The 18,332-nt window shown below is 62.1% G+C and carries 8 protein-coding genes and 1 pseudogene; all 9 read left to right on the forward strand.

The genetic code is table 11. The features are described from left to right. Nucleotides 1–52 precede the first annotated feature (52 nt). The gene (locus tag GJ630_RS01705; RefSeq protein ID WP_252718690.1) at nucleotides 53–244 is read left to right on the forward strand and encodes a hypothetical protein; all 192 of its coding nucleotides are present in this window, start codon (nucleotides 53–55) and stop codon (nucleotides 242–244) included. A gap of 2 nt (nucleotides 245–246) precedes the next feature. Further along, nucleotides 247–858 carry a hypothetical protein gene (locus GJ630_RS01710; RefSeq protein WP_191449293.1) on the forward strand — a complete coding sequence of 204 codons (612 nt, stop codon included), beginning with the start codon at nucleotides 247–249 and terminating at the stop codon, nucleotides 856–858. A 1-nt stretch (nucleotide 859) separates the two neighbouring features. Then, nucleotides 860–2,106: pseudogene (locus GJ630_RS20445) on the forward strand (P-loop NTPase). Between the two features lie 85 nt (nucleotides 2,107–2,191). Further along, complete coding sequence (locus tag GJ630_RS01720; protein WP_050007321.1) at nucleotides 2,192–3,034, forward strand: DUF1819 family protein; 843 nt, start codon at nucleotides 2,192–2,194, stop codon at nucleotides 3,032–3,034. Further along, a complete protein-coding gene (locus GJ630_RS01725) occupies nucleotides 3,031–6,714 on the forward strand; it encodes a hypothetical protein (protein WP_371726780.1) in 3,684 nt (1,227 codons plus the stop codon). Before GJ630_RS01720 ends, GJ630_RS01725 begins: the two co-directional genes overlap by 4 nt. Beyond that, on the forward strand, nucleotides 6,711–7,292 hold the full coding sequence (locus tag GJ630_RS01730; RefSeq protein WP_014030942.1) for a BREX protein BrxB domain-containing protein: 582 nt from the start codon (nucleotides 6,711–6,713) through the stop codon (nucleotides 7,290–7,292). The genes GJ630_RS01725 and GJ630_RS01730 overlap by 4 nt, the downstream gene beginning before the upstream one ends. Further along, nucleotides 7,289–11,131 (forward strand): hypothetical protein, encoded by a 3,843-nt coding sequence (locus tag GJ630_RS01735; protein WP_064287183.1) that lies wholly within the window; start codon nucleotides 7,289–7,291, stop codon nucleotides 11,129–11,131. Before GJ630_RS01730 ends, GJ630_RS01735 begins: the two co-directional genes overlap by 4 nt. A 570-nt stretch (nucleotides 11,132–11,701) precedes the next feature. Then, a complete protein-coding gene (pglX, locus tag GJ630_RS01740) occupies nucleotides 11,702–16,075 on the forward strand; it encodes a BREX-5 system adenine-specific DNA-methyltransferase PglX (protein WP_191449294.1) in 4,374 nt (1,457 codons plus the stop codon). Between the two features lie 3 nt (nucleotides 16,076–16,078). Continuing rightward, nucleotides 16,079–18,271: a BREX-5 system phosphatase PglZ gene (gene pglZ, locus GJ630_RS01745; protein ID WP_191449295.1), complete on the forward strand. Its 2,193-nt coding sequence runs from the start codon at nucleotides 16,079–16,081 to the stop codon at nucleotides 18,269–18,271. Nucleotides 18,272–18,332 lie beyond the last annotated feature (61 nt).

Below are 18,332 nucleotides of genomic sequence, written 5' to 3' on the forward strand. Positions count from 1 at the left end.
GCGCGGCCAACAGCGCTCGCGAGCGCTCGCGGGACCGACCCCGAGGAGCTAGATGTCCGAAATCGGGCCGCGTCGGCCCCCGGTACGCGGGCCGGACACGCCCGCGGAGCAGTCGTCGATGGCTCACGACCCCGCCGGCTCCTTTGGCTCGGCCCGATCCGGGAGCGGGTCACCGGCCCCCGGCGGCGCGCCCGGGTTCGAGCCCCGGCGCGACCTGAACACCGACCCGGAGGACAGGACCTGACGATGCCATACGAACTCGACTCGACCGGCACGGCAGCGGAACAGGACGGGAACGAGACAGAAACCGACGAGGGCGGCGGTCTTGAGTCGTCGCTGGGCATGACCATCCCGGAGGACCACGTCGGTGCGTTCGTCGCCGAGGCGCTGGAGGACCCCGAGCGAGCGACGACCTGGACCGACATCGTCGACACGATGGTCGCGCCCGTCGCCCGGGATGCCTGGGCGGAGTTGTCCCCCATCGAACAGGCGACCGAGGTGCTCTCGAAGGCAGCCGAGTTCGACCGGCGGGCTATCGAGCACTTCGAGGCTGTCCCGCTGGACGGGGACCGGAGCGAAGCGGAGACGGACATCGACGAGGGGCTGCGGTGTCGGCGCAACGCCGACACGTTCCGGGACGGCGTCGCCGCCGCCTACGGCGACGGGCGGCTCGACGACGACGGCCTCGTCGACGCCCTGGAAGCCGCGGAGTTCGATACTGAGATCATCGCCAGGCGCGAGGACCTCATAGAGCGTATCGACAGCGTGTTCGAAATCGACTACCGCCCCTACGGCGGCACGTTGATGGACGACGACGATGGTCCCGAACCGGAAACCGAACACGGGGGGACGTGGTAATATGTCCGGAGAGCAGCCCGAACCAACGGAAGACGCTGTCAGGGACGCGCTTCGGACTGTGGCCACGCCCGAGAGTGACGAGGACGTGGTTGCCGCGGGGCTAGTAGCGTCCGTGGCTACCACTGACGGGACCGTCAGCGTGGAGACGGCGCTGTCCGGCATGGACCCTGCCACGGCGGACGCGCTCGCCGACCGGATGCGGGCGGCGGTGCTAGAGTGTGGCGGTGTCGAGGCGGTCCGCATAGAGACGGACATCGCAGAGCCGGACCACGGGACCGTCGTGCCCGGCGTGGACCAAATCATCGCCGTCGCCAGTGCGAAAGGCGGCGTCGGCAAGACCACCGTGGCGACCCAGTTGGCGCGCGGACTGGCCGCGTCCGGCGAGCGGGTCGCCTGTTCGACGCTGACGTGTACGGTCCGAACACGCCGGAGTTACTCGACATCGAGGGGCCACTCGGCTCGACCGAGGACGGCCGGGCGGAGCCGGTCGAGGTCGACGGCCTGCAAGTCGTCAGTGTCGGCCTGATCGCCAACGACGAACCGATGGCATGGCGCGGCGCGATGGCCCACGAGGCCGTCGAGGAACTGCTGACCGACGCCGCCTGGGACGTCGACACGCTGGTGCTCGATCTGCCGCCGGGGACCGGCGACATCGTGTTGACGACGCTGCAGTCGTTCCCCGTCGACGGCGCGGTGTTCGTGACGACGCCGTTTCCGACCGCGGCCAGTGATACGGAGCGCTCGGCGGCGCTGTTCCGCGAGGAGGGCGTCCCGGTACTCGGAGCCGTTGTCAACATGGCCGGGTTCACCTGTCCCACCTGTGGCGACGACCACGCGCCGTTCGGCAGCGACCCCGACCTCAGTGCGGACGTACTCGCGGAGCTCCCCATCGACGACTCGCTTCGCTCGACCGAGGGAGACGTCCCAGCAGCCTTTCGGGACCTGGGCGAGGACGTACGCGAAGCCCTTGCGGACCGGACGACGGTGACGGTTCCCGAGACTGCGCTCGACCTTCGCGGCGTCCCCGACCGGGCGCGTATCGAACAGGTTCGCGCGGAGTTCGGCGCGCTCGCTCCCGGCGAGTCGCTCCATCTCGTGACGGACACCCGTCCGGGCGACGTCAGCGGAGCCCTCGAAGATCTCACCTCGGCACCGCCACGGGTGGCCGTAGAACAGAAGCGGTCCGGCGTGTGGGCGCTACAGATATCCAAGACCGCCCCTGACCCAGCCGAAGACGTGCCCTGCTAACCGACGGTCGAACACCCGGGTTACCGGACGCCTCCGATTCGGTTTTCCCTATCAACTAAGTGGTGTGGCCGGTTCGAGATGATATATGACTCTCCGCACCGACGGGAGGGGTGTTTCTCTACCGTCGCTCGACTCGACGTTTTCTGACGACGAAGTGACGATGGTTCTTACTAGATGCGGGCTTCTCGTTGACAGAGCGGAGACGCTCGCTCGACTGTACGCCCACCATCGGGACTGGACGGTTGTCGAAGAGAAGTGGATCGAAGAGCGATTCGACGAGCGCAGCACGCGTGGGAGTTCGAAGGGCATCTACCGCGCACTCAGTTCGCGGTTCAAGACCGCTGGCAGCGAACTTCCCTCTATTGTCCAGCTCCCCTCTGTACTCGACCGGTGTGAGACGGTGCGTGACAAAGCGCAGGTGTTGTATTTCTATTTGCTGGAAGACGATCCCCTCGTGAGGTACACGGTACATCGATACGTCGACCGCCTGCAGGAGTCCGGTGTCGGCGGGCTGGGATTCGAGCAGGAGACGATAGAGCGCCTCCTGAGCGAGTTCCATTACGAGGACGGGAGCGAGTTTGACTATGCTGAATCGACGACGCGACGGTGGGGAGAGGGGCTCCGGTCGGTGCTGCGCGATATCGGTGTTCTCGACACACAACAGACCTTACAGGGACAGATCCCAAACCTCGGGTCGACGCCGTTACTCGTCGCATCAGGCTACTCGTGGGAGATCCACGGCGACGACTGGCTCTCCCAGCCGACCGGCTGGCTCTACCTCTTCCAGCCGGACCAGTACTGGGACGCCCTGGCCGAACGCGTGAGCGACGATCCGAACTGGGAAGCGAGCGGGATTCACGGTGAGTTGCGACTCCAGCCGGTCGATGACACGTACGGCTGGGCTGAACCGTGGGAGGGCGAAGTGTGACGGACGAGGGCTGGTTCGCTGCCGACGTCGGGAGCGATTTCGAGGAGTCCGTGCGCATCGACCGCGAAGACGACGGGCGGGATCATCGGCTGGAATCGATCGACACCTACCACGTAACGGAGGAGTCCGAGGAGTTCATATCCGACTTCTTCTCGCGGCTACTCGGTCGGTCCGAGGATATGCGGTCGGGCGCGAACTACTGGCTCTACGGGTACTACGGGAGCGGAAAGAGCCACCTCCTCAGCGTGCTCCGCGGACTTCTTGACAGCGAATGGCTGCGACAGCGAGACGATGTCTGGGAACGGCTACCCGACGGTCGGTCGCTAGAGACGCTCGAGTCAACGTGGTCATCGATTCACGAGGAATACGAGGTCATTCCGGTCTCGGTGAACCTCCTGAAGCATCAGGGCCAGAAGAAACTGAGCTTCAGCGAGATCGTCCTCCGAAGCGCCCACACGTCGGAACGACTCACTGGTGCAGAGGGAGGGCTCTCCTCGCAACTCGACGTTGCCTTCTTCGAGGACTGGTACCGGACGACCGACGCGTGGGACGACCGGACCGCCAACACCCACACGGCACTCCGGGGTACGGTTGACAGCCCCGAGAAGTACAACTGGGAGGACGTGCAGCAGTACAACGCTCTAGCCGATGCCGTTCTCCCGACACTCTTCGAGCAGGAGACCGGCACGGCGGATGGTCTAGACGACCTGATGCCGTCGGATCTCGACCCGCAGGCGATGGTCGAGCGCCTCGAACAGTTGCGGAGCGATCGCGAATCGGAACTCGGCCGCCCGGTCAAACTCGTGCTGTTGCTCGACGAGGTCAGTCTCTTCATCGGGACGGATTTCGACCGCCTCACCGAGTTGCAGACGCTCGCGGAGAGCGTCGACGAGACCGGCGACGGCGACATCCAACTGGTGGCGACGGCACAGGCCAAAATCGAGGACGTCCAGCCGCAGTTCGCGGCTCGCGGGGCCGACTTCAGCATCGTCAAGGACCGGTTCCCGCATCGGTTTGGCCTGCCGAGCCGACACGTCGGCGAAATATCGACGCAACGGCTACTCAAAAAGTCGGAAGCCGGGAGGGAGGACACGGAGCGCGTCCTCGACCGTACCAGCAACGAGCCCGAGACACTGCTCGTGTACTCCGGTATCGAACAGAACACCGAACCGCCGCTCGACAACATCGATCGCGAGCGTCTCATCGAGTTCTATCCGTTCCTCCCGTATCAGCCACCGCTGTTTCTCGAAATTCTCTCGAACCTCCGGCAGGAGGCCCACGATCCGGCGAAGTCGATTTTCTCGGGAACCGCACGGGCGATTCTGGCCCTCGTTCACGGCCTCCTGCAAGAGTGGCTAGAGGCCGGCGACGAGACTCACGTCATTTCGCTTGTCGACTTCTACGACCTCATCGAGCCGGAACTCGATGACATTACGCCACAGGACGTGGGAGTCATCGAGGAGATCGAGGAACAACACGAGGCAGGCGAACTGGAGGAGATCGACGTGGCTGTCGCGAAGGCCGTGTTGCTCCTCCAGCACATCCCGGACACGATTCCGATGTCCGAGCGGAATCTCGCAGTCGCCGTGTTGAGCGACCTCGACGGCCCGACCCAGTTCCAGATGGAGAACCGCGTCGAGGACTCGCTCCAGCGGCTTCGGAAATTCATCCGTCCGACGCACGACGAAACCGGGCCGAAGTACGCGTTCACGCATCCGGAAGAGCGCGAGATCATCGAAGCCGCAGAGCGGAACCTCGACAACCCGGACTGGCAGTCCATCATCGAAGCCGTGGACGGGTATCTCTGGGACGACATCGTGCGTGACCTCTCGCTCCCGACGTCGGCCGAGTACGGAGAGACTGGCGAGCAGTACCCCGTTCGCTACGGGTTCAGTATCGACGGGATAGAACTCGACACGACCGTCGACGCTGCGGACGCACTCGATGTCGAGGTCGCCGTCAGAGGTATTTCACCTGCGGCGACAGACGTCGACCACGACGGCGACCCGCTCGAATGGACGATCGGTCAAGACGGGCTCGACGACCTCCGAGATAGCCTCATCGAGTGGTGGTCACTCAGAGATGCCGTCGGAGACCACACGCTCCCACAGTCTGTCGAACGAGATCTCTCCGATCGCGCGGCTCGCGTTCAGAGCAAGCTCGTCGGGGCTCTCGATAGCGGGGCATTCGACGTCAAGGATCGCGGCGACCAGATCGGGGGCATGGGCTCGGGAGTCGAGGAGTATCTCGACGTCACCTATCCCGACGACTTCCATCCCGTAATGTTGCAGGTCGGGGACGAACACTTACACGAGCTCCAGGGACTCTCCGCCCAGGACCCGCTCCCTGCGTGGGCCCGGCAGATCGATGTCGCGACAGAAGACCCCGAAACGCACGGCGGGTCGATCCAGAACAACGTACGCGCCTTCACCGGCCGACAGTTGAAGCAACGCGGCGGGAACCTCGCGATGGCGACGATCCTCGACGGCATCGTGAAGAAGAAGCCGATCTACGAGGACGCTCGCCCGGCGCTGTGTGCGATTATCTGGGGGCTCTGCCGGAAGGGGGACTTCCTGCCCGTCGACGAAACGGGCGACTCCCTCGAACTCGACGCCGTCATCGACCTCAACAAACTGACGACGACGCGTCTCAAGATCGCGGGGAGTGGCGGTGTCCGAGGGATTCTCCGCGAGGGCGGCTTCATCGACTCGACGGAGACCATACCGGACGGAATCGTCAGGCTCCAGTCCGCGAACGACACGCTCGCGGGTCGACTCGGGAGTCTCGTAGAAGACGTCAAACTGGTCGCCGAGAGTGACATCCAAACGCGAGCCGTTCGCACCCTCCTCGAGTCGTTCGTGGGGGCGCTCGAAGCCGAGCAGCAGAGCGCTATCGACCGAAGAGAGGCCGTCAAGTCACGCGATACCGACTGGGCGGCAGTCGTCGAAGCAACCAACGACGCACAGGGATGGTACGACGACGCCGAGGAGGTGTGGAATTTGCGCCTGCCCGCGCTCACACGAATCGACGCGCAGCTAACGCTCGCCCAGCAGTCGTACGACTGGCTGACCGAGGAGTGTGACACGGCCAGCCAGACGCTCCGTGGGAGTATCGACGGTTACGAGGGCGAGTGGTGGACACACGATGGGTGGGATCGGTTCAACGACGCCCAAACCACCGCACCGGCGCTCAACGACGCGATCGGGACCGCGTGGGACTCGTTCCGAGAAGAAACCGGGGTCGATGCGTTCGTCGACGAGTTACAGGCGCATCCGTGGATCCAGCCCCTGAGCGAGTTCGAATCGAACGTTCGGCCGGCTTTCGAGAGTGAATACATCACACCGCTCCGCCGCGCCGCATCGTGGTACGCTGACGTCTCGAACGCAGTGTCGACGGTGACTGGCGGAACGACCAACGCCGAAGCTGACGACTTCATTCGGGCAACGAACGCACTCCTCGACAGCGACCCTCTCGCCGTGGTTGCCGGTAGCGACATCGGCGATTTACGAGCGACGTTCGAAGAGCTACAGACACTCGTTGGGGAGCAGTCTCCCGCGGACGTCACGGCGATCGGGGTGCTCCCGTCGGATCGCGAATCGCTTGACTCCGAACTGGAACGGCTCGTCGAACACCACGAACTCAGTGTCGAACGGACTGAAACGGGGGTTATCATCCGATGACGACCAAACGTCCCTTCCGGGACTTCACGGACCGGATCGCACAGTTCGCCGACGGGCGACGCGGCATCCGAAACCCGTTCGTCATCGTTCCCGTCCAGCCGAAGTACGAGCGACGCGTCGCCGAACGGCTCACCGAGTGGGCGACGAACCCGCATCGAACCGAGGAGTTCCCGGACGACGGAACCGTCCAGATCCTCCGGTTAGACGAGGTGTTCGTCGAAACAGAAGTCTTCGAACTCGCAGTTGACCTCGGGAAGCACAGCCAACCAGCGACGATCACCGAAACGATGCAAGACCGGCTAGCGGAAGAACTGGTCGGAATTATGCTCGATAGGATCGAGGCACCGGGCGAGCAGCGACACGTCGTCCTCCTCACACATCTCGGCAGCCTCTACCCGTTCACGCGTGCGTCGGAGCTCCTCGACGAACTCGACCGTCGCAACGTCCAGTCGACTATCGGCATTCCGTTCCCCGGAGATATCGTCGGTGGGAAGCTGAGTTTCTTCGGCGAGGAATCGCGTAACTACTACCCGGCCCACCAGATCGAAGGCCGGGTTGAGGGGGTGCATCTCCAATGAGCGACACACACATTCACGACATCTTCCAGCAATCACCGACTCGCGAACTCGAAGAGGTCCAGAAGGTAAACGCCAGAGCGCAGGCCGAAAACGACGTTCGCGAGTTCTACGAGACCGACAGCGCTCGCGACGTGCTCACCACGCTGGGGGACCTCGTCGACAAGTATCCACACGAGCAACCGCGTTTCCTCTACATCTCCGCGACGTTCGGGTCGGGGAAGACACACCTCCTGAAACTCATCGGCTTCGCCGCCGATACCGAATCGGAGTTCACCGATCTCGGCGAAGAGTTGGCGAACAGGTGGCCGGGGTTCCAGTCGTTCCGACAGAGCGTCGCTGACTCGCACGTCGACCGGCTGAAACCCGTGTTCCTGAACCTCCTCAACCGGGACGCAGCACAGGAGCCGCCGCTCCCGTATCTCATCTACGAGGCGATCGGCCGCGAACTCGGCTATCCGACTGATCCGAACTGGCTGCTCGAGTGGGCGTGGCAGCTCGACATGAACCACGGTGACTGCTGGGAGCGGCTACAGCAAGTCGAGCACGACGGCCAGACGTTCGAGGATGTGTACGACGAGCGGGCGTCGCTACGGAGCTGGCTCTACGACGCCGTTCCGACGCTCGATGACTCGCCGTTCGCGTCTCGGGCGGAGGTCAAGCAGTCGATCGACGACGCCATCGAGGAGGTCGATCCCGGTGAGTTCGACTCCGCCGATCTCGTCGAGCGCATCGAAGCGGCGCAAGCGTCGCTGAGCACGCCGGAGACCGAGACGGAGTTGCTGATCGGGCTCGACGAGGTGGCTCTGTTCATCGGCGATGGCCGCCATCGCTACAGGGAGTTCCAGGAGACGATGGAAGCGCTGACCGAGCTCGGCGTCGGGCCTAACCCGCCGGTCATCGGGACTGGACAGTATCCGATCGAGCGTATTCACGGTGAGTTCGACGATACGGAAGTCACGGAGCAACCGTGGTACGGTGCCCAGGAACCGTTGGAGGGTGCCGACACCGAGATCATCGTCCGGAAACGGTGGCTGCAGAAGGATGTCGAGGGCGGACAGGCCGTCGAGACCGCACTCCGGGAGATGCCCGACCTGACACTCGACGCATACACAGATATCGCCGGGGCCGATCCGGACGCAGTCGAGTCGTACCCGTTCCGGGAGTACGACCTCGGGTTGCTCCGGACGGTGATTCAGCAACTGATGCCGCGGGGACGCGTGACCGAAGAGGAGTACGTGCAGGGTCGGGCGTTGCTCATCCTCGTCCGCTCGCTGTTCACGCGGTTCGAGTGGGGCGACAAGCGGGTCGGTGCTCTCGTCACATGGGACGAACTGTACGACCTGCTGGTCGAGGAGACGACGTACGTCCCGCTCTGGGTACAGGAGATGGTCGAGAACAAGCTCGTCCCCTCGGCGGGCGGCGACGAGAACGCGTTCTCAGTTCGGGTGGCAAAGGCGCTGTACCTGCTGAATCAGGTTCGATCCGCGGTGCCGTCGACGCCGGCGAACCTCGCCCGACTGATGGTCACGTCGACCGACGAGTCGTTCGAGTCCGTCCGAAGCGATGTCGAATCGGCGCTGTCTGCCCTCCTCAAGGATCGGAAGGTGCTGACGGAGACGAACGACCGCGGCGACGAGGAGTACCTGCTGGTCTCCGAGGAACAGGAGGACATCCTGACGCGGGCGAAGACTCGCGCACAGCAGATTCCGTCGCATCGGCTGTCGGCCAAGTTGGAGAACTCCATCCGGGAGGGCAGCGATCGCTTGCTCTCTGCTGGCAGTCGACACGAGGTGGATTTCGAGGGAGAGCGCAAAGTCCCGCTCCGGTTCGGCTACTCCGTCCTAGACCCGATCGAGCAAGCACCGACGCCGGAGTTCGACGCCGTTCGTGTGCGCTTGGTCGCGAACCGCGACGCCGAGATCAGCGACCAGGTTACTGCGTGGCAGGCAACAAACGAGGGCCGTGACGGTGGTGAGCATATCCTCGTCGCCGTCAGTCTACAGCAATCGACAATCGACCGCCTGCGGGACGTGATGGGGATGCAGGAAGTGCTCTCCGAAGAGACGGATACCTATCCGGACCTTGAGTCCGATCACCGCGACGAACAGCGGGCACTCGAATCGACGATTCGCGAGCAGCTCAAAGAAGCGGACGTCTACGTCCGGACGGGTGGGACGAGAGGGCGGTACGAGGACGCGTTCGAGCAGGTCGTTCAAACGGAAGTCCAGTCCGTGTTCAGCGGAACGCGGTTCGTCCTGACGAACGGTATCACGGAAGTCGACGACGCCAGGCGGATGGCACAGTTCTTCCGCGGTGTCGCCGACTGGCCGCTCACGAGCGAGGACGCTGTCACGCTCGGGGTGGATACAGACCGCGCCGAACTCGCCGACGGCCGGTGTCAGGAATTCCTCGACGAGTACGCGGACACCCAGTCGCTTCGTGCCGAAGACGTGCTCACCCAGACTGTCCAGCGCGGCGGCGCGTATCGCGGGACGCCCCAGGAGTCGATCTCGGCACTGCTGATCACGCTCGCTACGGCCAACGAGATCGCACTCCGGCGGGACGACGAGTACATTACCGAACCGGAGGAGATCGGACGGGCGGTCAGAAACAAGACGAACCTGACCGAGATACAGATCCGCTTCGAGTCGATAGGCAAGATCGATCCAGAGCAGATCCGGGACACCGTCGAGACGCTGATCGGCGATGAGCCGGACGGGACCGACCCCGACGCGTGGCTCTCCGCGTTAGCCGAGTGGGTTGACGAGAACAGCGTGCTGGTGAAACGCGTCCTGCGAGGTGTCAGCAGGGAGTTCGGCGACGGCGCTTCGCTGGACGAACTCGAAACGGCGCTCCAGCCCGCACTCGGGGGCGAATCACTCGAAACGGATGCGTTCGCGTCCGAGACGGTCGAACGGCAGTCCGAGCGGTTCGCTCGGGCCAGCGGGCTCTTCCAGCCGAGCGAAGACGGCCAGTCCCTCTGGGAGCAGTTCAGCCAGCGGACAGTGGAGATGAAGCGGCGCTACCCCGGTCCGGACATTACGGGGGAGATGCAAGCAGTCATCGGCGGGGACGAAGTGCCAGATGCCGACCGGCTTCGAGCACTACTCGAAGAAGCTGACACACACAGGCGTACCGTCGTCCGTGCGCAGTACGAACGCATCACGGGCGGACCGCCGACGGACGAGGAGCCCGAGAGCGTGGTGTCCAGTCTCGCGACGTGGCTCTACGCACACGACGGGAGCAGCAAGGAAACCGCGGACCGCGTCGCCGTCGAATTCGACGGCGTAACCATCGACGACCTCTACGATCTCTTCGAGACGGCGTGGCGGGGTGACTCGTTCTCCGAGGAAGCCCTCGTCGACCCGGCGGTCGTCCAGCAGGCCAAGCGGTACGAGCGGGCACGGCGACTCCTCGAAGCATCCGGTGGCGAGGCCTCGCTCTGGTCGCAACTCCGGGACGCGTCGAAACGACTCGCGGAAGACCATCCGAATCACCCAGTCACGGCCGACGTGAGCGAGATGCTCAGCCGGTCGCAGCCGCCGAGTGTCGACGATGTAGAGCAACTCCTCGATGCGGCAGAGAACCCGTTCACGGTCGACGAGCGGCTTGCGGAACTCGCCGCGGAACTGCAGTCCGAGCACCCCGATCACGACATCACCGACGAGATTGTCGATGCAGCAGCGGGTACCCGCTCGCCGAGTGAGGAACGAGTGGGTGAATTGATCGAAGAAGCTGAACAGGTGCTTGCGGGCGTAGACGAGCAGTTGCGGCGGATTCAGGAGACGATGGATGACCTACCGGATGGCGCTGTCGTGTTGATCGAGCCGCTCGACTGACACACCGGCGTTGCAAAACGCCGAACTCATTTATGTTCGATTCGTAATTACGCAACATAACGACGTTATCGCGGTTGAAACGACGTGCTTGTCCGAAATCGCACTCATCGTTTACTGGTGGCTCCAAAGGATTATCATGCGTCTGTGATACTATCTCGACATCATGCTTAGAATCCGCTATTCTCGGCCATTTCCAGAGCTTTCATCAGCACAATAAGGATGAGCGCGATGATCGAGAAGAACCCTGCAAGCTCAAAGAGCGCCATCGGGTTCTCTACGAACCATCAGAAGATTGGTTCGAGAAACTCGATCCCGTAGAAGTCCGCAAGTATCTTCGAGATCACGGCACCGAAGACGGCTATCAACAGTAGATACAGGAAGTACCGAAGCTTCCGAGGGCCGGCGAAGGCATCTACTATACCTCAGCTTCCACATTTTGGCATAAATGCTTCGTGGAGGGTTACCCCCGTCGGCCTATCTCCGAGTGCTAATCCAACCGCCGTCCGAGAGATCGAGGGACAATCTTCAAGACATCGCAATGGCTCTGCTTGAAACATCACGGATTCTCGTATGGACGGACAATCTACCCACCCCCGCAAGGCCCAGCTCGACAAGGAAGAACGCGAGCATCTCGAAGCCGTCGTCACCGAGATGCGCGACCGCGTCGAGGCGAACGTTCGCTACCAGCTCGAAGACGAGTACGGCCTCGACGAGAAGCCGGACACCGTCGGAGCAAGCTCCGGCGAGCCCGCCCCCGCTGACGCTCGCGAGGACGGCGACGCGTCCCTGAGCGAGACGCAGGAAAACCTGGTCGAGGCTATCGAACTCGAAGCCGCCGACGGCCACGATTGGGAGGCCGCTCACGAGCAGTATATCACGGGCGTCGGCTACACTATCGTGAACCGTCTGGCGGCCCTCCGATGTATGGAGGTTCGGGACTTCATCGACGACGAAGTCACGTCGTTCCGCGACGACGGCCTCACGCCGGCCGCGGACCGGTTGGTTACCGAGGAGTTCATGCTGGAGGAGGAGGCCGTCCTCGAAGCCTATCGGAACGAATGCGACGCCCTCGCTGATGAAATAGAGATCCTCTTCGACCGCTCGACCGCCTACAGCCAGATCGACCCCGACGACGACACCTACGAAGACCTCTGCGGAATGCTGGACGAGGTCCCCGACGAGGTCTGGCGGGCCGACGACGTGCTGGGGTGGGTGTACGAGTACTACAACGTCAAACTCCTCGATGACCTGCGTCGGAAGGGCGACCGCGAAGGATTGGAGCCCGAAGACGTGCCGGCGGCGAACCAGTTCTACACGCCCCATTGGGTCGTCCGGATGCTCACCGACAACTCGCTCGGCAAACTCTATCTCGAAGACAACGGAACGCTGCAGGAGACCGTCGAAGCACAGGACGCGCTGACGCCGGACGAGCGCAAGAACCGGCCACTCTCCCCCGACGAATCCCCGGACTTGGCGGATTTCTGTACCTATCTCGTTCCCTCGGAGGAGGAAGGCGAGCCACCGGCGTTCGACGGCCCAGAAGACATTCGCGTCATCGACCCGGCCTGTGGAAGCGGCCACTTCCTCCTGTACGCGTTCGACGTCCTGGAGCGCATCTGGCGAGCAGAGACCGACCTTGACCACGCGGAGATTCCGCGGGAGATTCTGCGGCACAACCTCCATGGTGTCGACCTCGATATGCGGGCCTGCCAACTGGCCGCGTTCAATCTCTATCTGAAAGGGCGGACGCGTGCCGAGGCCGAAGGGGCAACTGGCTTCGATATGCCAGAAGTCGGCATCGTCTGTGCTGACGCGAAGGTGGCCGACATCGAGGGCGTCGAGGAAGTGTTCGACGAGGTCGCTGATGGGAAGGATGATGTTGAAAACGCACTGCGGCGGATTCTCGATGCATTCGAGGAAGTCCACGGCCTCGGAAGCCTGCTGGATGTTCGTGGGACGCTTGGCGAACTGTTTGAAGACGGAATTGATCAAGAGAGCGTCCAGATTACTCTGGAAGATGACCCGACTGAGCATCACACGCTCGGGCAGATTCTCCACAGCCTTCGAGAGGCTGTTGACGAGCACCGGGAGGAAGACTCGTTCTTAGCGCAGGACTTGCGGAGCTTCGTACGCCTGTTGGATGTGTTGGCACAGGACTACGATGTTGCGTTGATGAATCCACCTTATGGTTCAGTTAACCGAATGCCAGATTCAGTCACGAAGTATGTCAATGACAGATACGACTATTTTGCCGAGTTCTATATAAATTTCTTCGAAGTTTGTGATAAAATATCGAAAGAAAATGGCCGAATTGGTATGCTTGTTCCGAGAACATTCATGTTTAAAAACAGGTTCGAGACGTTCAGACACGATTTTGTTGGGAGTCGTGGGAGCTTTGATTTTTTAGCTGAATACGGGATTGGAGTCCTTGACAATGCCACCGTAAGAACGGCAGGCACAGTAGTTCGGTCAGGTGCTGAACAAGAGCAGTCCGGCACGTTCATACGACTCCATGACGTGAGCTCAGAAGCAAAAGAAACGGTCTTCACGAACTCTCTTTCGAACGTTGAAACGGATATTCGACGGTTATATCAGGTTGATCTGAATGAGTTTGATAACATTCCGGGAAAATCCCTTTCGTATTATATTCCAAAAGAAGTGCGGGAGCTACACGAAACAGATTTCAAAATAGATGCCGAGCAAGCAGAGATTGGCAACCAATCAATAGGAAAAGCACGACAGGGACTGACCACAGCAAATGACCAGAGATTCGTCCGAAAACACTGGGAAGTGGCTAATTTTGACAGTTTTAAACCTTTAGCAATGGGTGGAGAAACAACTTGGATTGTCCCACAAGTTTCAGACGTAGTTGAGTGGGGCAACAATGGCGTTCCTGTTAAACGCTCACCCGGCTCATTTCGTACAAGGAATGAAGATTTATATGGCAAGAAGGGGTTGACATGGGCATTTATAAAAGAAAAAGGAAGACGATTCGGAATCTTTCCATCTGGGGGAGTTTATAATAACTCTGGATGTATGTTGATTCCGGAAGAGGGGATGTCAAATCTGAAAATATTAGCTATTGTCAATTCAACACTATACCATAACCTGATATTATCAATAACACCCGAGAGGAACTGGCAAGCTGGTGAAATCGGAGGTCTACCTTGGATTGAAGATTTAGAAGAGATTGAAGAATTAGAGGAGTTATCAAAAAAGCAGTATCAAGTAGCGATCCAACAGAGGCTACACAATCCAATCAGCCCCTACTACACTGGCCCTCAGCTTCTACCGTCTGCGGAATACGAGCCATTTTACTCTCACCCTCATACCGAGAAGATAGAGAGTAATGACGATATCTCGGAAAAGACTCAGTCATCTGACTGCAAGATAGTTAAGAGCGCTAATAGAAACAAAAGGAGGGAACTTGAGTTACGTCACGAATTGGAAAGTCTTTCAGATTCGATAGATAGGCAGATATTCGACTACCTAGATTTCAATCATCGCCTTCGGCATGAATTAAAAGACGAAATCTTCCTCCGAACCTCCGAAGACCCCGAAGACCGCGAAGTCCCCGACCCTGAGTCCGTCCCTGAAGTCCCCGACAACCTCGACGAGCAGGTCAAAGACCTCGTCCACCACTTCGCGATGGAAGCCGTCCGCGAGGAATCTGATGGCATCATCCCACTCGAAGGCGCGGACGAACAGGCGGATATGCTTGACCGTATCGTCGAGCGATTCGAGGACGCATACGGTGAGTACGCCGAAGACCGACTCGTCGAAGTTGACGACATCCTCGGGGCCGAGTCCGCCGCCGACGAGGCCTACCCCAACCTCCGGGCGTTCGTCGAGGACGACCTCTTCGCCTACCACGTCGACACGATGGAGAACACGCCGATCCTCTGGAAGCTCAGTACGGCGCGGCTCCTCGCCGACGCCGAGAGCGAGGGCTTTGCGTGCTTCGTCGACTATCACCAACTCGACGCCAGCCTCTTCGACCGCCTCGGCAACACCTATCTCGAACCACGGAAATCCGCCCTCCGCGACCGGCAAGCGGCGGCGAACCAGCGTCGGAACGACGAGTCGCTCTCTACGAGCGAACGCGCCGACGCGACCGAGGAGTTCGAGTTCTGTTCGAGCGCCCTCGAACAGATCGCAGAATTCGAAGCGGTACTTCAGGAACTCGGGTCGACGAGCGAGCGGGACTTCGACGACGGCGACCGCGAACGCGTGGACGAACTGGCTCCCAAGGTCGCCGCGTTCCGCGAGGAGACTGCGGCACGCATTGAGACGCTCGAACGACTCCGCGAGGTGAACGGCGAGGAGTGGTTCCAAGACACCTTCTCCGATGGCTTCTGGGACAAGGTCGACGAGTGGCGCGACGAGTGGCTGGACGCCCTCGGTGAACTCGAACACGCCTGCGAGGAGTACGCCAAGCCCAGCGACGAGCCCGTCGAAGCCCACCTCGCCGACCTCTTCGACTACTTCAACTGGCGGCTCAAGGGTTCGGACCACTACTCCAGCACGGGCATCCTCTTCATGACGTACTACTTCGAGCGCGAAGGGAGCGACCTTCTCGATGAGGACGGTGAGCCATTCGGCACCCTCACCGAAGATGAGGAACTGCTCGCGTCGCTCGCGACGGGCATCGACGACGCGTCCGTCCTCGACGACGAGTACCTCCAACAGATTGCAGCCGAGGAAGATGTCGACGACGTGGACGAACTCCCACCGTTAGCGGAGTTCAAGGCGCTCGCCGCGGAGATCGACGACCGCTGCCAGACTGTGGACAAACAGATTCCCGCGGACTGGGCAGACCGAGCGCTGTCGGAAATCACGACCGCTGGCTACCAACCCAATCACAAACACGGCGTGGCGATCAACATCACGCCGCTGGCCGAGCAAGACATCGTCCCCGAAATCGTCGAGGACAAGGTGCTCTGAAGTATGCAAGCAACGCAAACGCTCCCCGAAGCCGCGAAAGACACCATCCGAAAAAAGTTCGACCGAGCCGAATCAGCGGACCCGATTGTCCTCTGGTGGGACGACGGGAACTACCTCGAGGACATCATCGAGCAGGCCTGCGACGAACTCGGCGTTCACCTGAAAGTCGCCGAGGAGACGCCGCTGGAACTCCGTGCCGATCCAGTCGACGGCGAACAGGTCTGGTACGTCCCACACGTCAAGGAGCCCGAAGACGCCGAGGGCGACTTCGACTGGTTCCGCGACGTCGAGCACACGGGCGGCGAGGTGGAGATGAGCATCGAAGACCTCACCGTCCACGCGTTCGAGCGCGGGCAACTCGACGCGTGGGAGCTCAAAACCGCGACGCGGTCGGACGACCCCGCAAAGCGCCGCGAGATCGCGCGGATTCTCCACGACCAGCTCACCGGCGGCCAGCTCCCGACGCTCGAACAGCTCCGCACGCGGATCGTCACCGGCGGCTACACCGACCCGGTCGCGTTCGTGCTGGAGAACGGCTGGGGCGATATCGACGACAGCCCCGGAACCATCGAGCAGATGCAGGACTTGCTGACCAGCGAGGGCGTCGACGCGGTCGCCAGCGAGGACGAACCCGCGGGGATCGTCGCGGCGACGCGTCGGTGGGCCGTCGCCGAGTGGCTGATCCACGCCGGTGTCGACGCCGAACGGTTCCCGACGGAGTGCCGCGCCGAGACGGCCGGCGATCACGACCTCCCCGAACTCAAGTCGCTGTTGAACAACACCACCTCGGCCGGTCTCCTCGCCGACCGCTACCTCGGCGAAGCGACCTGGCCCGACGTCGTCGCGGCCGTCGACGACCCGTGGGACCTCGCGGACTGTCTCGTTGACGCCGCGCTCGAACGTCGTCTCTGGGAGGAGTGGCACGCGTCCTTCGACGCCGGCGACTACGAGACGTGTCTCGGGCGCGCCGAGGAGCGGTACGACGCTCTCCTCGGGAGTGAGGACTTCCGGGGCACTTACCGCGGTGCCTACGGCCCGGACAGTCCGTGGACGCAGACGTGGGAGCAGGCCGCGGAGGTCGCCCGCCTCGCACACCAACTCGAGACGTGGGACGAGAGGGCCACCGACGACGTCGTCTCGCTGTACGCTGATCCGGACGACGGAACGTGGCAGATCGACAACGCGATGCTCAACCTCGTCGTCGCCGGCGCGCCCGAGTCCGACCTCCCTGCCGACCATCCTGCCGTCGATACCCTTGACGACCTCCGCACCCAGCTCCAGTCGGAATACGTCGAGTACCTCGAAGCCCTCGGCGACCGCGTCACCGAAACTGTCGAGGCCGGCGCTCCGTTCGTCGACGAGGACCACTCCTATCAGTTCTTCACGAAGGAGTCCGCCGGCCTCGAAAGCGGCCAGACGGTCGCACTGTTTGTCATCGACGCCCTCCGACTCGACCTCGCGCGCCGGCTCGCGGACGAGTTGCGCGACTACGTGGCGACGCTCCCGGCCGACGCCCCCGAGTTCGCCGTCGACGAAGACGTCTGGCTCGGGACGCTGCCCTCGGAGACCGAGTTCGGGAAGGCCGCACTCACGCCGGGCGAGATCCAGATGTTCGACGTCTCGCTGGTCGACGGCGAGTTACAGCCCCTTCGAAACAACCGAAAGGTGAACACGAACCGGCGGAACTCGCTGTTGGGCGGCGACGGCTGGACGGTCACTCGCGACACCGAGGACGGCTGGCAGTCGACGCGCGTCGCCTACTTCAAAAACGACCTCGACGACATCGGCGAGAAGGAACTCAGCGACCTCGAGGCGATGCTGGCCCGACGCGTCGACTCGCTCGCGGAGTTCATCGGGACGAAGCTCGAACAGGGAGAGTGGGACCAGGCCTACGTGCTGACCGACCACGGGTTCGTCCTGCTCCCGGACAGCGCGTCGCCGGAGAAGATTTCTCGGCCGACGGAGGCGTCAGACTCCGGTCGGCGATGGATTGCCGGCGAGGACGTAGACGCGGATTCACCCGGCGTGTTACTCGACTCCAGCACCCGGCTGGGGTATCTCGACGCCAACGTCAGCGTCCTTGCGAGCCCGCTCAAGCGGTTCAAAAAGCAGGGCCTCGGGGACGCACGGTTCTACCACGGTGGCCTGCTCCCACAGGAGTTCGTGCTCGATTTCATCAGCATCACGCAGGGGTAGCTGTCCTGGTCGAGCCATCGCGATGGGGCAATATTCAAGAGACCACAGTTGTACTGGGAGA

Source organism: Haloarcula sp. CBA1122 (genome assembly GCF_009741785.1).
Classification (GTDB): domain Archaea; phylum Halobacteriota; class Halobacteria; order Halobacteriales; family Haloarculaceae; genus Haloarcula; species Haloarcula hispanica.

Coding starts and splice junctions, on each gene's coding strand:
- GJ630_RS01705 (WP_252718690.1), top strand. CDS start 53: ATGTCCGAAATCGGGCCGCGTCGGCCCCCGGTACGCGGGCCGGACACG.
- GJ630_RS01710 (WP_191449293.1), top strand. CDS start 247: ATGCCATACGAACTCGACTCGACCGGCACGGCAGCGGAACAGGACGGG.
- GJ630_RS01720 (WP_050007321.1), top strand. CDS start 2,192: ATGACTCTCCGCACCGACGGGAGGGGTGTTTCTCTACCGTCGCTCGAC.
- GJ630_RS01730 (WP_014030942.1), top strand. CDS start 6,711: ATGACGACCAAACGTCCCTTCCGGGACTTCACGGACCGGATCGCACAG.
- GJ630_RS01735 (WP_064287183.1), top strand. CDS start 7,289: ATGAGCGACACACACATTCACGACATCTTCCAGCAATCACCGACTCGC.
- pglX (WP_191449294.1), top strand. CDS start 11,702: ATGGACGGACAATCTACCCACCCCCGCAAGGCCCAGCTCGACAAGGAA.
- pglZ (WP_191449295.1), top strand. CDS start 16,079: ATGCAAGCAACGCAAACGCTCCCCGAAGCCGCGAAAGACACCATCCGA.